Raw genomic sequence first — 15,891 nt, forward strand, 5'->3', positions numbered from 1 at the left:
CAATGTTTGCCACTCTGTATCCCTATAAGTCGAGCGTTACGCTCATTAAAGACAGCGGCATTCAGTTTCTGGATTTCGGCCTTGCTCCGCAGCCTAATGCTCCGCATACCGGGCGCTTTGTGCGTAAAACGGCGAACGGCCCGCTTTTACGCCTTGATTACGATGTGATACCGGGCAAATTTACTCTGCCAGGCACGCAAGGCTCGGCTCCTGAAGTAGTGAAACCGGAAAGCACCATTACACTTGGCCATTCCCTGAAACTGCTCGATAAAACCTGGCTGCCGCTGCCGTTCCTGCGTTTTAACCCACCACGTACTTTTGTGGGCGGCCCGGATAACTGGGCACGAGTGCAGATTCGTTGCCTTGAAACACCTGATTCAGCTGGAAACACCGTACGCATTACCATCGCACTGGATACAAAAATTCTGGCCGATGATAACCCTGCGGCCCATTTGGCTCCCACGCAAAATGATGTCCGTAACGGAGCCCGTTTTGCCCTTGCGTGGCACAACGAAGAGATTAACGACTTTATCGATCAAACCTGGGTTGATGGCTGGCTGCGTGAAGTGTTCACGCAATTCACCACCCGCCACGAATCCAGAACAGAGCGTGAGATCAGCAACGCGCTGAAAACCTTCGAGTACCAGGCGCACTATCTCAATATTATCGAGATGCTCGGCGCACAGCTTTCGGTGCCAGAAGTTAAAATTGTCACCGCAACGCTGCAAGCCCCGGCGATCCCTGTCGATCTGGTGCTGGATGTCGGCAATACCCACACCTGCGGCGTATTAATTGAAGACCACGGCGAAGCCAATGACGGCCTGCGTCAGACTGCCGAACTGCAAATTCGCTCGCTCAGCGAACCGCAAACCATCAACGAAGCGATGTTTACCAGCCGCCTCGAATTCTCAGAAGCCAAATTCGGCAAACAGCATTTCTCGGTGGAAAGTGGCCGCGATGATGCGTTTGTCTGGCCGTCGATTGCCCGCGTTGGCGATGAAGCTCGCAGTATGGCTTCTGCCCGTTTGGGGACCGATGGCGCAAGTGGTATTTCCAGCCCGCGCCGTTATCTATGGGATGAAACTCCGGCCAACCAGGATTGGCGTTTTAGCCAAATGGGGGTGAAAACCCAGCGTGAACCACTGGCGACCGCTTATCCCCTGATGAACCTGATGAATGACGACGGGCAACCGCTCTATTCATTACCGCTGGAAGACCGGCTGCCGGTGTTTTCGCCACAGTACAGCCGCAGTTCGTTAATGACGCTGATGCTGTGTGAATTGTTGGCGCAGGCGCTGATGCAGATTAACAGCGTCGGCTCACGCCAGAGCATGGGGCACCTTAATGCGCCACGTCAGCTACGCCATCTGATCCTGACACTGCCCTCAGCGATGCCAAAACAGGAGCGTGAGATTTTCCGCCAGCGGATGCAGGAAGCGGTAGGTCTGGTGTGGAAAGCAATGGAATGGCACCCGACAGACGATGGTTTCACCAGCGAGCGTGATTTCCAGAAAAGTGTCGTCCCGGTCCCAGATGTGCAGATGGAATGGGACGAAGCCACCTGCGGGCAACTGGTTTGGCTGTATAACGAAGCTCTGGTCAACTATGCCGGGCAAACGGGCAACTTCTTTAAAAGCCTCGCTCGCCCTGACCGCGAGTTAACCGCTGATGAACTACCGGGTAAAACGCTGCGCGTCGCATCCATTGATATCGGTGGTGGCACAACCGATATGGCTATCACCCAGTATCATCTTGATGATGGTGTCGGTAGCAATGTGAAAATTGCTCCGCGTCTACTGTTCCGCGAAGGCTTTAAAGTCGCGGGTGATGACATTTTGCTGGATGTTATCCAGCGCTGTGTGCTCCCTGCATTACAGGCTCAAATTCATCAGGCAGGTGTGGTTGATACCACCGGCCTGATGACCACGTTGTTTGGTGAGTCCGGGCGCATGGACACGCGAGGTACGCTGCGCCAGCAAACCGCGCTGCAACTGTTTATCCCTCTTGGGCATGCAGTGCTGTCTTACTGGGAAAATAGCGATCCCGACGATCACCACGCAACACTCGAAGCGACATTTGGCGAACTGTTGGCCCAACGCCCAACAGATAACGTGATTAATTATGTTCAACAGGCTGTGCAGCACGCACTGCCTGCTGATGCACCGGCGTTTGATCTGTTCAGCGTGCCATTACAGGTTGAACTGGCATCGCTACAAGAGGCGTTACTTGCAGGGCAGTTCACTCTGAGCGCCCCGCTTCAGGCGCTGTGTGAAGTGATAAGCCACTATTGCTGCGATGTGCTGTTGGTGACCGGACGCCCGGCCTGCTTACCAGGCGTGCAGGCATTATTGCGCTACCAACAACCGGTACCAGTGAACCGCATCGTCTGGTTGGATAATTATCAGACTCATGAATGGTATCCATTTAGCCAGCAAGGCCGTATTGGCAACCCGAAATCTACCGCCGCTGTTGGTGCCATGCTGTGCAGCCTGGCGATGGACTTGCGCCTGCCGGGCTTTAACTTCAAAGCCTCTGACATTCAGGCTTACTCCACTGTGCGCTATCTGGGCATGCTCGATGGCAACAATACATTAGTTGAGAAAAACGTCTGGTATCGCGATATCGATCTCGACGATCCGAAATCAACGCTTGATACCCGTCTGCATTTCCCACTGCGCGGCAATGCTTGTCTCGGTTTCCGCCAGCTTGATGATGCCCGCTGGCCTGCCACGCCGCTGTATACACTGGCGATTAACTCACCACAGTTGGCAAAAGAGATAGCCGGTGAAGGTGTGCTAAATGTACGCCTGCAACAGACTCGCGAAGCCGATGCTTTTGTGCTGGCGGAAGCCTGGTTGCAGGATGGCAGCAAAGTGCCACTTAACCAGCTCAGTTTTAAATTGAATACACTGGCTGGAAGCTACAGCGGAGCCAGCCATTACTGGATTGACAGCGGGAGCGTGTATCAAAAATGAATCAAATAACCTCTACGCTGCACCCTTTAGTGGACTGGGTACAACAGACTCGCCATACTGTTCCCCTGGTGGAAAATGAAGCCAATGGCCTGCTGCATAAACTGGCCACACTCCAGCAGCGTCAGCATCAGCTTGACTTACAGGCGGAGCAACCGCTAACAATTGGCTTATATGGCCACTCTGTCGCGGGCAAGCATCACCTACTGACCACGCTACTGGGCGATAATCATGAACGTATCGAGATTATGCTCGGCGGAAAAGTGCTGGATTATCTGACGCACATTAACCCGGGGCATGCGCCCGGTATTGCCGTGCGTTTTACTCGCCGCGAACTGCCGGTTGCGGAACATTACCCGTTGCTCATCACGCTGTGCAGTACAAGTACGCTTGCTCAGCGTATGATTCGCCAGTATCACGCCAATAGTGCTACCCGTTTTGCGCAGCCTGAGGTGATCGCATTAAAGCTCAAAGAGTTACAGTCTCGCCGCCAGGCACAACCGATGCCTGGGCTGACACCGCTGCAATTCTCTGATATTGCACAAACTTACCAGCAAGTGGTTCGCCGCCAACATCATCTGGATAATACGTTGTGGCAGCAAATGGCCGATCTTCTGCCGTGGCTAAGCTGCGCCGATCAAGCCACATTGCTGGCACCACTCTGGGGAGATAACGCCACTATTACCGCTCAATGGCAGCATCTTGCGCAGACGTTGAATCATTTAGGTTACGCCCATCAGGTTTTAGCTCCCGCCAGTCTGTTGGTGGATACCTTCCTGATTCCGGTAGAAGGCTTTTTGATCCCCACCACGCCTGACGAACCAGAAATGAACGCGGATGTTCTGGTTTGCCCTCTGGTCAATCAACAAGCCGGGACACATACCAGCCTGGCTCAGCATGATTTACAGCAGTTGAGCGCTGAAATTACGCTTTCGCTTAACTACCAGCCACGACTGGCGCAGGTTGAAGTGGTCGATATTCCCCTCGCGCAGCTTGATGATTACGCACAATATCTACAGCCCGATAAATTAGTGGTATGCAATGCGGCAGCCGAGCGTCGGGGAGTAAATGCAGCAGGTAAAATGCTGGCGCGTTGGGTCGATAAAACCCAGGCCAGTAATGCCACAACACCAGGTCTGATTTGGGCGATTACACCGCGCGATGCCCGTTTTAGCGGCGCAAACCTTGATGAAGGCGTGCAACGTGTTATAGGTCTGCCGGGTAAACGTTGGGGGACTTTGCAAGCACTGGATAGCCGTAATATGCACCGTTTGCTGGAGTGGCTTGCCGATGCGCTGGTTCCGGCACAGCGGACACTGCGTATTGAGATGTTGCAGGCTGCGCTGAATGCGGAAGTCAGCGCCCTATTCACCCATATGATTGAAGACGAAAACCTCACACCGGAACACGCACGTTCTCAGGCTGAAGGTCTGGTGCGCGCGCTGCAATCCCACGCGGCCCTTCATGGTGAACTACTGGCAAGCCTGCTGCCGGAGCGCCATGTCTTACAGCAACGTTGGGTAAGTCATCAGCAATTACGTAGCCAACAGCCGGCGGGTTTCCATCTGGATATCGATCTGTTTGCAGAAGTAGACAGCAGTGAAACGCAAACGCGCAGCCCCGACAGTTTTGCCAACATAGTACATCTGTTGTGGATTAATCATTTGCGTCAGTTGGCGACGCGCCGCGAGGTTGCTCATCTTTCCGGGCTTGATAACACTCAACTCCAGGCACTTTGCCAGTTGTTGATTGTCGCCAGTTATCGCCTGAAATTACCTGAACAGCTTGAGTCGGCATTGCGCCACGGTGATGGCAGCATGGCGCAGGAAATCACCTGTGTCACAGCCGTATTAGGCGATTTTGTTAGCTGGTTGGGTTATGCCCATGTCGATCCAGCTTTGCGCCCGGCAAGTCGGGTGAATAAAGGCTCACCTGTGTTTGCACCACAAAAACAGGCGACAGCCAGCAACCGCCTGGTGCGCTTGGGCGAGCAACCCGCGCGCGGCAACACGCTTTATGTCTATGACTGGTTGGTGGCGCTATATACCCGCGCGGTGGAAAACATCGGCTATCGCCATCCGCTGGATGTGAGCGATGCTCAGAAAGCGAAACTGAAAGCGTTGTTGAATTTGTAACCCTGCAACGGGTGGATAATTTTTGCGCTTATCCACCCGACAGAACCATCATAGCGGGCAATACATCTGACCGTTGCTAAAACTCCAGTCATCAGTCTGATTAAATTGAATAACTACCATCACATCATCAGGATGGATAGCTAATTCCTGATGCAAACGCTCGCTAAGTTGGTGGTAAAAGCTCTGCTTTTGTTCGCTAGTACGTGCTTTCCCGGCAGTTATCTGGAACAAAATAAAGTTATCACTGCGTTTACCGCTCAGATATTCACGGTCAAATACGCGCTGGCTGATGGGCAATCGCTCGAAAACCTGAAATTTATCTTTTAGCGGTACCGCAAATTGCCCAGTCAAGCTCTGATGCAAAATCTCAGAAATATTTGCCAGTTGTTCATCATCATAATGTTCACCAAGGGTGATTCGGGTAAAAGGCATCAGTGAGTCTCCTCATCCATACAACTAAGTGCGGACACCGCAGCAGGCCAACCTGCGTAAAATGCCAGGTGGGTGAAAACTTCCGTCAGTTCCTCATTGGTCAACCCATTTTGCCGGGCAAAGTTCAGATGCCATGGCAATTGTTGCATGCGCCCAAGAGCGATCAGAGTTGCCACAGTGATTAAGCTGCGATCGCGTGGCGACAGTTGTTCGCGCGTCCATATATCATCAAAAAGCACGTTATTGCTCAGCTCAGCAAGCTTCGGAGAGAGGCGGGAAAGCGTATTTTTATCGAGTGTTTTGCTCATGTTGTTCGCTCCTGATTGACAGTGAACTCATCATGGCGCAATAGTTACGTCCACAAAATCGCATAATTCAAAACTAACCATCCCGATTTTAAGGACAATAATGAACAAACTGGCCCCGACTCTCGATCTGGATGCACTACGAAGTTTTGTTACCGGCATTGAGTCAGGCAGTTTTGCTCAGGCGGCGACTCAATTGTCACGTTCAACTTCGGCAGTTAGCGCGCAATTGAAAAAACTGGAACGACAGTGTGATGCCGCTCTGGTGGTAAAAAAAGGACGGCACCTTGAACTCACCCGTCATGGCGAAATGTTGATGGGCTACGCGCGGCGAATTCTGGAGCTTAACGATGAAACTCTGCGCGCCCTGAAAGATGAATTGCTGAAGGGTGAAATTCGCATTGGGATGCAGGAAGATTTTGGTGAATCACTGATGCCAGGAATACTTGGCCAGTTCAAACGCCATCATCCCGGTGTCAGGATTGTGGCAAAAGTCGACCGCAACCAAGCCCTACAGACTGCACTTGATAACAGCCAACTCGATATGGCGCTGATGTGGCAGCCTGCAACAGCATCCAGCCAGGGCAAGCTTCTTGGGCAGTGCAAACTGGAATGGATCCATCATCCGGACTTAGACATTTCCGCACTGCTGGCAAGTGGTGAACCCTTGCCGCTAGTGATGTTTGAAAACCCATGTCTGATGCGTTCAAGAGCAACCGAATGTCTTGACCTGGCGGGTATTGCCTGGCGGGTTATATTTGTCAGCCATAGCCTCAGTGGTATTTGGGCGGCAGTTCAGGCCGGACTTGGGTTGACGGTACGGACCCACATTGGTATGCCCAGCAATCTACATAAGACATCTCATCTTCTGCCTTCACCAGGATCGCTGGGTATCACGCTTAAACAGCTGAAAATATCAGGCGTCGATAACAGTGTACAAACTCGCCTCGCACAGTTAATGGAAGAGGCGTTATCTACGCTCAGCTATTGAAAGAGCACCCATCACCCTGCCAGCCGGTAGTTTTTAGGAATTGCTCCCACGTCAACGCGTGTGGGTTAGTCTGCCTGCTCCACAAGAGATCGCGGTCCGGGCGGTAATAACCCTGTTCAACGGCGTATTCTGCCATTCCAATAACCTCTTCTACCAACCCGCCCATTTGTGCAAATGCCGGGAAATGGTTTAGCAGTTCCTCACGCGTCACAGCCGAGCTATACACCGCCTTTTTTCCCGTGACACGGATAAAGGTTTCGACCATCTCAGCAGGCGTGAGCATTTCACCAATCACCGGCAAAGTACGGCCTGCGTATTTGTCATGATTATCAAAAACCTCCAGTACCGCCGGGCCTGTTGCAGTCAGTGGATCGACAAAAGGCGCACGAAAATCTTCCGGTAAATAGATGGGGAAAATTAACGTATCGTCGGCCTTACGCGGCTGGTAATACTCAAGCAGATTGGTATAGAAAAACGCCATCATAATAAATGAGCTGGAAATAGGCAGCGTACGGATGTACTCCTCAACCTGGCCTTTATCGGTAAAGTGCGGCACCCATTTTTTACCCTCAGTAATTTTCCCGACGTTTTCCAGACTGCTGAAGACGAGGTGTTTCACCCCAGCTTCAACAGCGGCATCGGCAATTTCTTTGCCTAATGCGGTTTCATGCGTCTGGGCGTTTACCGCCTCGGGGGTGATGCCCGGCGTCAGCATAAACACCCCATGTGCGCCTTTAAAAGCCTGAATAAACTCGTCTTTGTGCCCCAAATCCAGCGGCACATTAATGAGCTCAGCCCCTAAATGCGCGAGCTCCTGTGCTTGCGGTGAATCTACCCGCCGGGTTAATGCACGCACCTGATAGCGCTTGCTTTCCAGCAACGTGCGCACAACGCTGCGCCCTTGTTTGCTCAACGCGCCTACCACGGTGATTAATGGTTTGTTCTTTACTGACATGGCCCTTCTCCTGATCATTCTTACGTGTCTGGCTTGAATTATCAGGACATCTGAGGGATAAGAGAAATCGAATGATTTATATTAAGGAATCCACCCGATGGATACCACACGCATAGATTTGAACTTACTGCTCACACTTGAAGCGCTACTTGCCGAACAGAATGTGACCAAAGCGGCTGTACGACTGCATCTCAGCCAGCCTGCGGTTAGCGCGCAACTTAACCGCCTGCGCGATCTGTTTGATGACCCGCTGCTGATTCCTGCCAGGCGAGGAATGACACCGACGGCCAAGGCGCTTGAGTTGATTATCCCTGTGCGCGAGTCCCTCGAACAATTGCGGCACACGCTGCAATCGCACAAAGATTTTCACCCTGAACGCGCGAACCTGACCGTCACGATTAGCTGCACCGATTACACCCAGGCCGCAATTGTGATGCCGCTGGTACTGGCTCTGCGGCAACAGGCTCCAGGTGTGCGTATTGCCGTGCGTGCCTATAATCCTGCGCAATTTGAACAACAGTTGGCGAGCGGTGAAGTTGATATCGCCATTGCGTCACAGGATGATTCGAAACCGCACCTGCGTTCGTACCATTTGTTTGATGAAATTTACGTGTTGATTGGGCGGCGCGACCATCCGGCACTGAAAGAAAACCTGACCATCGAGGAGTTTGTCGAGCTGGAACATGTGGTTGTGTCACCCACCGGAGGCAGTTTTACGACTCCTGTTGATGACGCGCTAGCAACCTTCGGGCACAAAAGAAATGTGGTTATGTCGGCGGCAACCTTTATGTTCGTACCGCAAATCGTCTCGGTGACTGACTTGGTGGCTTTGGTTCCGCGCCGCTTATTACTAACGCAGCCGCAAGAATTGAGGGTCACTGAATTACCATGGCTTGCAGAGCAGTTTGACGTGAGTCTGGTCTGGCACGAACGCAATCACGGGCACGCTGGTCATCGCTGGGTTAGAGAGTTGATTGCACAGATCATATCGCCCACGTAACCACGTTAAATTGCTGGGAAATGCATTTAATCCTCACTACACTCGATGACACCTTAACATTTAAATAACAAAAGAGGTGTCATATGCCACGAACATCCCCTGTCTCTATTTCGATGCTGATCAATGGACTGTCCGTTGATGCACAAAACCAGGCAACTTTTGAACGCCGCAATCCGCTAGATGAACACGTCGCGACTATCGCGCCTGCTGCCACCGTCAATGACGCTCGCGCAGCAGTCGAAGCCGCAAGCCTGGCATTTGTCGCCTGGTCACAAACTCCGCCAAACCAGCGCCGGGCTTTGCTTTTCAAAGCCGCTGATGCGCTGGAAGCCAAACAAGCCGCATTTGTCGCCGCGATGGCGGCCGAGACAGGTGCTACCGCTCAGTGGGCTGAATTTAATGTGCATTTAGGCGCCGGGATTCTGCGTGAAGCCGCAGCTCTCACCACGCAAATTAATGGTGAAGTTATCCCATCAGATGTGCCAGGAAACCTGGCAATGGCAATACGCCAACCTGCGGGTGTGGTGCTGGGCATGGCACCGTGGAATGCGCCCGTGATCCTTGGCGTGCGGGCTATTGCCACACCTCTGGCCTGCGGTAACTGCGTAGTACTGAAGGGTTCCGAAATCTCCCCCGCAACACATGGTTTGATTATTGATGCACTCAATGAAGCCGGATTCCCGGCGGGTGTAGTCAATTTTGTCACCAATGCGCCACAAGATGCGGGAACCGTAGTGGAGACGATGATTGCTCATCCCGCAGTGCGCCGAGTGAACTTCACCGGTTCAACGCACGTCGGAAGAATTATCGCGCAAACTTGTGCTCGTTATCTCAAACCTGTGGTTTTAGAGCTGGGCGGCAAAGCACCTTTGCTGGTTCTGCATGATGCTGACATTGATTTGGCGGTGAACTGTGCGGCGTTCGGAGCCTTCGCCAATTCTGGGCAAATCTGCATGTCAACCGAGCGCATTATCGTTGACGAACGGATAGCCGATGAATTTGTAGCAAAATTTGCAGCTAAAGCGACGAGTTTGCCATGCAGCGACCCACGCCTTGGCCCTACCGTGTTGGGTTCAGTTGTCGATGTACAGACGGTTTCGCGCTGCAATGATTTGATTGATGACGCATTGGCAAAAGGTGCAAAACTGGTTGCCGGTGGCAAAGCGGATTCCACCCTCATGCCCGCTACAGTGCTGGATTTTGTCACTAATGAAATGCGCATTTACCACGAAGAATCCTTCGGGCCGGTAAAAGGGATTATTCGTGCAAAAGGTGATGAAGATGCGCTGGCTATCGCCAATGACAACGATCTTGGCTTGTCTGCTGCGGTATTCAGTCGCGATACCGCTCGCGCATGGAATATTGCCAGCCGCATTCAAAGCGGAATCTGCCACATCAATAGCCCAACGGTGCACGACGAAGCGCAGATGCCATTCGGCGGGGTTAAAGACTCAGGTTACGGACGTTTTGGTGGGCAGGCAGGGGTACGAGAGTTTACCGAACTGCGCTGGATCACCATGCAAACCCAGCCACGACCGTTACCATTCTGATGCGGTAAGAAACGTACGTTAACCTATTCTAGCGTACGTTTTTCGGCAAACAGCCGTAATGCTGCTGAAATCGGGCTGTAAATCGTGAACTTGAAAGATACCCGCTGCGTGAGGCAATTTCGCCAATCGGCAACGCGGTGGTTTGCAACTGAGACAGCGCATACGACATGCGCACCTCTTTGTGCCCTTATGATTTCATTTTGTGCCAAACGCTCAGTGATTATTAAATTCCCACAAGCGGTTGAAATTTACATCATTCAAATTTCTGTCGGCGGCATTATTACCGTTAAATGGCCGTGCGGTCGTGGCAGCACTTCCCCACGGCGACAGAGAATCATAACCGCTATCAATCGTTGAGTTCATCACCACCACCTGACTGTTCGAGGTTTTACCCGGCAAATATCCGGTCGTTTTGGCCCCTTGATCCCAGGCCCGTCCAAGTTTTGCGAAGTAGCCGTTTTTGAAACCGCCATCGCTGGTAAAGCGGCTGTTTTTCACCAGGAACCCGTAAGGGTTATCCGGCAACGTGTTAGGTGCCAACACAAAGGCTTCCTGCGACTGTCGCGATGAGACAGTATGGAAATGCACGTTATCAAACACTGCATTCGCACGACCAAACACGTAATCCACATCGCCTTCAATGTAGCTGTCTTTGATGAATACGCGGCTGACTCTGTCTGTTACGTAGCGGTTTTTCTCATCGCTGGTATTAACAAAAAAAGTATCCTGGCGGCCAATCAAACGTACATTTTCAATCTGCACTTTGTCGCCATCGGTTCGCAGGGCCACGCCCTGGTGCGCGTTACCATCCACGGTGTCGAGTAAGGAATTAACCACCGTCAGATTGGCAAGCTGGAAACCATGACTTTGCGACCAGAGAACGGCTGCGCACGTGGTGGCGACCACCGGCGTGGTTTTGTTAGCACAGGATTGGTACATCTCCCAGGCCGGATCACCCGGTTGATATTGCCCGCTCGGGTTGACGGTTTTGCGCCAGACTTCCGGTGAAATCATTGAGTCGAGCGCCAGTTGAATCGTTACATGCTGCGGGTTTTCACCTGCGCCAAACAGCGTGACTGGCGGTGCATTCATCGGAATGTAAACCGTACCTTCATAGACGCCTGGCAGGATTTTTATCACAACGCGCTGGTTCGATTTCGTAGCCTTTAATGCGGCATTCACCGCCTGCTGCACTGTGTGGTACGGCGCATCTTTGCCGACAACCCATGGCGTATCAATATCTTTTAAATTCAACGCCTCCGGTTGCCACGGCTCATTTTTCGCCATCGCAATTATTCCGCCACGGGCGAAGACGTTTTGTTCCGTAAAATGAGCCGCCTCGCTCTGGCTAAGAACCGGGCGAGTGCTGCTCCCTGGTGCCTTGTGAGAGGTGAGATTTGGTGAACTGCATCCTTGCAGTACCAGAGGGATACAAAGCACAGCTAGAGCAGAGTAGCGAGGTAATGACATACGTTAAGCCCCTGTCTTTTATTAATGTTTTATTTGAAAAACCAAAGGCCAATTTAAATAAAACATCATTTTAAAAACATGAGGAGCGCGGCATTTTCGCAATTGCTCCCTGGGAAATATCGGTAGCTGGTATTTATTTCTGTTTTCTGCCAGGATTTGCTTATTCATCAACCAACTGAATATATAAGGAGGAACCCATGCTGCTGTTTCGTGAAATTTTGTTTATTTCACATACCTTTGGTGATCGTCATAGCTCAAGCGTTATCGATATCGCACTGCGATAATCCGGCTTGAGCGAAGCAACCAACTGCAATCCCTTCCCTCGGGCTTACCGGGTTATCGTCAGCCATATTTGACGAGGCGTTTTCGCGCCTGTAACTCTTGAGTAAGCAACAATGAGCACATTATTAACCGCACAATCCCTTAGCCTTGATACCGCTTTCGGCCCTCTGCTGGCTGACATCACTTTTACGCTTAAAAAAGGCGATCGCCTGGGCTTAATCGGCCACAACGGCTGTGGTAAAAGCACCGTTCTTAAATTGCTTGATGGCACAATCGAACCCAATAGTGGCAGCGTGACGCGCGCGCATCACTGCTTATTGGCGCGTGTCGAACAGCATTTACCTGAAGATTTACATTCACTCACCTTACTTGAAGCCGTGATAGCGAGACTGAGTGAAGCACAACAACATACCGATGGCTGGCGAGCACAGGCGCTCTTAGCCAGCATGGGTTTTGATGAAAGTGCATGGCAACTCACCGCCGGAACGTTAAGCGGCGGGCAACACACACGTTTATTATTGGCGCGCGCGTTGATCACCGAGCCGGACCTCTTGTTGCTTGATGAACCAAGCAACCACCTCGATTTACCCACGCTACTGTGGCTGGAGCAGTTCTTACGTAACTGGAACGGCAGCTTTGTGCTGGTTTCTCACGATCAACATCTGCTGGATAACGTCACCAACGGAACATGGATCCTGCGTGACCACGGACTCAGTTTCTTCCAGCTACCCTGCTCTGCGGCCCGCGCAGCTCTTGAAGAGCGTGACCGTACCGATGCACACCGCCATCAGTCCGAGCAAAAGGAAATTGACCGCATAGCGGCCAGTGCGAAACGTCTGGCAATTTGGGGCAAAGTCTACGACAACGAAGACCTTGCCCGTAAAGCTAAGCAAATGGAAAAACGCGTCGACAAACTTAAGGACAGCCAAACCGAGTTAAGTGCTGCAAACCTGTGGCAACTGATACTCAAAGGCGAGGCATTACCCGCTAACCGCCTGCTGGAAATGGAAAACCTGTCGGTGAGTCCGGCACCGGATTGTCCTCCACTGTTTAACCTGGCTATGCAGCGCATGAAAAGTGGTGATCGGGTGGCAATAATCGGCAAGAACGGCTGCGGAAAATCATCTTTATTACGCCTGCTGTGGCAGCATTATCAGCAGTCGCAAGATGACTCCACAATCCGCCTGCATCCACGCGTAGAGATGGGTTATTACGACCAGACACTTCATCAGTTACGTGACGGTGACACCTTGCTCGAAGCACTCGAACCTTTTGCGCCGTTATCTGAGCGCGATCGCAAAATGGCGTTAATCAGCGCCGGATTTGCCTGGTTACGCCATGGGCAAACGGTGAGCACTTTGAGCGGAGGCGAACGATCCCGATTGCTATTTGTTGGGCTGACTCTTGCGCGTTATTCGCTGCTACTGCTTGATGAGCCAACCAACCACCTGGATATGGAAGGCAAAGAGGCGCTGGCGGAAACACTGCAAAGTTTTGAGGGTGGCGTGTTGCTGGTTACACACGACCGGACATTAATCGCTAAAAGCTGTAACCGCTTCTGGTTGATTGATAATGGCGAACTCAGCGAGTGGCACTCACTTGAGGGGCTGTATGCGCAGCTGACGAATGACAATGCCGACATTGTGACAACGTCACAGAATGACGAGTCATCAACGGCGGTTCAGGTTCATTCGGAAACTGAAAGCTGGTTTGAACGGCTGGTGGAGCTGGAGGAAAAACTTGCGCAGGATTTAGCCCGCAAGCAAAGCCATCAGAAACCAGCGCTTCAGCAGCAATGGCGGATGGAGATTGCCGCGCTTAATCTCCGGCTGGAACTCGAGTAAACGTTAGCGTCGGATGTCGCTGCGCTAATCCGACCTACGAGGTAACACCATCATTTAAGCTAATGAATTAGGGGAAACGCCGGGATTTGGTTCCCGGAGGGACGCCAAACCCGGTGGTCGCCCCGGATATCTCATTCTTAAACTAACGGTTTTAACCTACGAGGGGCATTTTCTGGGAGTTTATAGGGTGGATTAGCGCAAGCGACATCCACCAATTCACATCATCTAAAATGTTGCCCAGTTATCGTCTTCGTCTACAATAGTTTTAGCAACCTTAGCGGTAGATTTTGGCTTTTCAGGCTGAGTTTTTACAACGTTGGGCTGACGGCTTAAACGAAATGTTCCTACAGCGGTAGTCAGGCGTGCCGCCTGCTCCTCGAGGGAATTCGCCGCAGCGGTTGCTTCTTCAACCAGTGCAGCATTTTGCTGCGTCACATTATCCATCTCGTTTATCGCGATTCCGACCTGCTCAATACCACGGCTTTGCTCATCCGATGCCGCCGCAATTTCTTGCATGATATCGGTGACACGTCGCACCGCGCCGACAATATCCGTCATAGTTTCGCCTGCATGAGCGACCTGGCTTGAGCCACTATCAATGAGCGATACCGATTCGCTAATAAGCCCCTCAATTTCTTTGGCAGCTTGTGCACTGCGCTGTGCCAGGGTGCGTACTTCGGTTGCGACTACCGCAAATCCGCGCCCCTGCTCGCCAGCCCGCGCCGCTTCAACCGCTGCATTGAGCGCCAGGATATTGGTCTGGAAAGCAATGCTGTTGATGACCGCAGTTATCTCGGAAATTTTCTTCGAACTGGTAGAGATATTGGTCATGGTTTTCACAACACTTGAGACAATGCGCCCACCGTCACCGGCTTTGTGGGAGGCTTCTTCGGCAAGCCTGGTCGCGTGATGGGCGTTATCTGCATTCTGTTTCACCGTGGCCGTTAACTGCTCCATACTGGCCGCCGTTTCTTCAAGTGCCGCTACTTGTTGTTCAGTACGCGCCGACAAATCGGTATTACCGGCAGAGATCTCGCTGGTGCCCTGATAAATCGCCTCGGCCCCCATACGCACTTCGCCAACCGTATTCACCAATGAAACCTGCATATCCTGCAAGTTCTGATTCAGTTTGCCGATTTCACTCTTGCCGAAAGATTGCAATGGCTGGGTTAAATCACCTTTGGAGATATGTTCGATGCGCATTGCTGCCTGTTGCAGAGGTTGAATAACCACGCGGCGTAACACGACAAAGGTAAATATCGTCAGAAGCAGCGCGATTGCAAATGCGCATGCCATAACCATCACACTTAAATGTGAGCGGGCCTGGGCTTGCTCATGAAGTGCAACTGCACGCTCGGTACGAATCTTCGCCGCTTGATCTAACACCTTGTTGTAGTCGGCATCCAGCTTGCGGGCCTCTTCATTTTCATGATTGATGATGGCCTCAAACATGCCGTTTTTGGCATATTTCATCATCGGCGCCATACCTTCATTCAGGTAGTCATCAAAGCGTGCGCGCAACTGACTATCCAGTGCTTCACCCGCCTCCACTTTGTCGGCACGATCCATATAAATATCGAAACTGGCCTGTGCTTGTTTAATCAGCTTTTCTGCCTCAGCGATATTAAATTTCATATCATCCATGTCGGCCACACGCCCAGCGGCCCCTGCATGAATGATATTCAGTCGCGCGCTACGCAAATTGGTAGAGCTTTCCGAAAGCCCAATCCGCACCTGGATTTCGTTGGTCACGTCCTGTAGCGCTTTGTCGCTCTGGATCAAAAAATAGCTCGCAAGCCCTACGCATAAAGCGAACAGCACTAAAATTCCAACCAGAATAGAGGTAAACAGCGGCACTAATCGGATGTTGTGCCAGAAACGAACAGCCCCTTGTGGGGAGATTTTTGTAGTTGCCATGTCCTTGGTTTCTCTTTTTGTAAAAAGGTGTTTCTGTA

11 protein-coding genes and 1 pseudogene are annotated in these 15,891 nt (G+C 51.8%); 6 read left to right on the forward strand and 6 right to left on the reverse strand.

Annotated features, from left to right (window positions below):
* Nucleotides 1-2: 2 nt before the first annotated feature.
* Both EDF88_RS02645 and EDF88_RS02650 read left to right on the forward strand, forming a co-directional pair.
* Nucleotides 3-2,975, forward strand: coding sequence for a virulence factor SrfB (locus EDF88_RS02645; protein ID WP_134182709.1), 2,973 nt, complete (start codon nt 3-5; stop codon nt 2,973-2,975).
* A complete protein-coding gene (locus EDF88_RS02650) occupies nt 2,972-5,107 on the forward strand; it encodes a virulence factor SrfC family protein (protein WP_134182711.1) in 2,136 nt (711 codons plus the stop codon). Before EDF88_RS02645 ends, EDF88_RS02650 begins: the two co-directional genes overlap by 4 nt.
* 48 nt (nt 5,108-5,155) lie before the next feature.
* Here EDF88_RS02650 and EDF88_RS02655 read toward each other — a convergent pair whose 3' ends face one another.
* Together EDF88_RS02655 and EDF88_RS02660 are read right to left on the reverse strand one after the other, a co-directional pair.
* Complete coding sequence (locus EDF88_RS02655; RefSeq protein WP_064518771.1) at nt 5,156-5,539, reverse strand: tautomerase family protein; 384 nt, start codon at nt 5,537-5,539, stop codon at nt 5,156-5,158.
* Nucleotides 5,539-5,847 (reverse strand): carboxymuconolactone decarboxylase family protein, encoded by a 309-nt coding sequence (locus tag EDF88_RS02660; protein WP_134182713.1) that lies wholly within the window; start codon nt 5,845-5,847, stop codon nt 5,539-5,541. The genes EDF88_RS02655 and EDF88_RS02660 overlap by 1 nt, the downstream gene beginning before the upstream one ends.
* Nucleotides 5,848-5,947: 100 nt before the next feature.
* Between EDF88_RS02660 and EDF88_RS02665 the strand changes: the two genes are divergently transcribed.
* The gene (locus EDF88_RS02665; RefSeq protein WP_134182715.1) at nt 5,948-6,835 is read left to right on the forward strand and encodes a LysR substrate-binding domain-containing protein; all 888 of its coding nucleotides are present in this window, start codon (nt 5,948-5,950) and stop codon (nt 6,833-6,835) included.
* Here EDF88_RS02665 and EDF88_RS02670 read toward each other — a convergent pair.
* Nucleotides 6,825-7,790 carry an NmrA/HSCARG family protein gene (locus EDF88_RS02670; protein ID WP_134182717.1) on the reverse strand — a complete coding sequence of 322 codons (966 nt, stop codon included), beginning with the start codon at nt 7,788-7,790 and terminating at the stop codon, nt 6,825-6,827. The genes EDF88_RS02665 and EDF88_RS02670 overlap by 11 nt on opposite strands.
* Nucleotides 7,791-7,887: 97 nt before the next feature.
* Here EDF88_RS02670 and EDF88_RS02675 point away from each other — a divergent pair, with 97 nt between their 5' ends.
* A complete protein-coding gene (locus EDF88_RS02675) occupies nt 7,888-8,790 on the forward strand; it encodes a LysR family transcriptional regulator (protein WP_134182719.1) in 903 nt (300 codons plus the stop codon).
* Between the two features lie 83 nt (nt 8,791-8,873).
* Nucleotides 8,874-10,340, forward strand: a complete 1,467-nt coding sequence (locus EDF88_RS02680) for an aldehyde dehydrogenase (protein WP_134182721.1) — start codon at nt 8,874-8,876, stop codon at nt 10,338-10,340.
* A 28-nt stretch (nt 10,341-10,368) separates the two neighbouring features.
* Here the strand turns inward: EDF88_RS02680 and EDF88_RS02685 are convergent.
* Both EDF88_RS02685 and EDF88_RS02690 read right to left on the reverse strand, forming a co-directional pair.
* Nucleotides 10,369-10,521, reverse strand: a pseudogene (locus tag EDF88_RS02685) (helix-turn-helix domain-containing protein); the annotation flags it as partial.
* Nucleotides 10,522-10,553: 32 nt separating this feature from the next.
* Nucleotides 10,554-11,810 carry a putative acyl-CoA thioester hydrolase gene (locus EDF88_RS02690; protein ID WP_134182723.1) on the reverse strand — a complete coding sequence of 419 codons (1,257 nt, stop codon included), beginning with the start codon at nt 11,808-11,810 and terminating at the stop codon, nt 10,554-10,556.
* Nucleotides 11,811-12,205: 395 nt separating this feature from the next.
* Here EDF88_RS02690 and EDF88_RS02695 point away from each other — a divergent pair, with 395 nt between their 5' ends.
* Nucleotides 12,206-13,936: an ABC-F family ATP-binding cassette domain-containing protein gene (locus EDF88_RS02695; RefSeq protein ID WP_134182725.1), complete on the forward strand. Its 1,731-nt coding sequence runs from the start codon at nt 12,206-12,208 to the stop codon at nt 13,934-13,936.
* 225 nt (nt 13,937-14,161) lie between these two features.
* Here the strand turns inward: EDF88_RS02695 and EDF88_RS02700 are convergent, their stop codons facing one another.
* The gene (locus tag EDF88_RS02700; RefSeq protein WP_134182727.1) at nt 14,162-15,853 is read right to left on the reverse strand and encodes a methyl-accepting chemotaxis protein; all 1,692 of its coding nucleotides are present in this window, start codon (nt 15,851-15,853) and stop codon (nt 14,162-14,164) included.
* Nucleotides 15,854-15,891 lie beyond the last annotated feature (38 nt).

Source organism: Buttiauxella sp. BIGb0552, assembly GCF_004366275.1.
GTDB lineage: Bacteria > Pseudomonadota > Gammaproteobacteria > Enterobacterales > Enterobacteriaceae > Buttiauxella > Buttiauxella gaviniae.

Excerpts from the sequence above, each read along its gene's own strand:
- EDF88_RS02645 (WP_134182709.1), top strand. The coding sequence starts at position 3 with ATGTTTGCCACTCTGTATCCCTATAAGTCGAGCGTTACGCTCATTAAA.
- EDF88_RS02650 (WP_134182711.1), top strand. The coding sequence starts at position 2,972 with ATGAATCAAATAACCTCTACGCTGCACCCTTTAGTGGACTGGGTACAA.
- EDF88_RS02655 (WP_064518771.1), bottom strand. The coding sequence starts at position 5,539 with ATGCCTTTTACCCGAATCACCCTTGGTGAACATTATGATGATGAACAA.
- EDF88_RS02660 (WP_134182713.1), bottom strand. The coding sequence starts at position 5,847 with ATGAGCAAAACACTCGATAAAAATACGCTTTCCCGCCTCTCTCCGAAG.
- EDF88_RS02665 (WP_134182715.1), top strand. The coding sequence starts at position 5,948 with ATGAACAAACTGGCCCCGACTCTCGATCTGGATGCACTACGAAGTTTT.
- EDF88_RS02670 (WP_134182717.1), bottom strand. The coding sequence starts at position 7,790 with ATGTCAGTAAAGAACAAACCATTAATCACCGTGGTAGGCGCGTTGAGC.
- EDF88_RS02675 (WP_134182719.1), top strand. The coding sequence starts at position 7,888 with ATGGATACCACACGCATAGATTTGAACTTACTGCTCACACTTGAAGCG.
- EDF88_RS02680 (WP_134182721.1), top strand. The coding sequence starts at position 8,874 with ATGCCACGAACATCCCCTGTCTCTATTTCGATGCTGATCAATGGACTG.
- EDF88_RS02690 (WP_134182723.1), bottom strand. The coding sequence starts at position 11,810 with ATGTCATTACCTCGCTACTCTGCTCTAGCTGTGCTTTGTATCCCTCTG.
- EDF88_RS02695 (WP_134182725.1), top strand. The coding sequence starts at position 12,206 with ATGAGCACATTATTAACCGCACAATCCCTTAGCCTTGATACCGCTTTC.
- EDF88_RS02700 (WP_134182727.1), bottom strand. The coding sequence starts at position 15,853 with ATGGCAACTACAAAAATCTCCCCACAAGGGGCTGTTCGTTTCTGGCAC.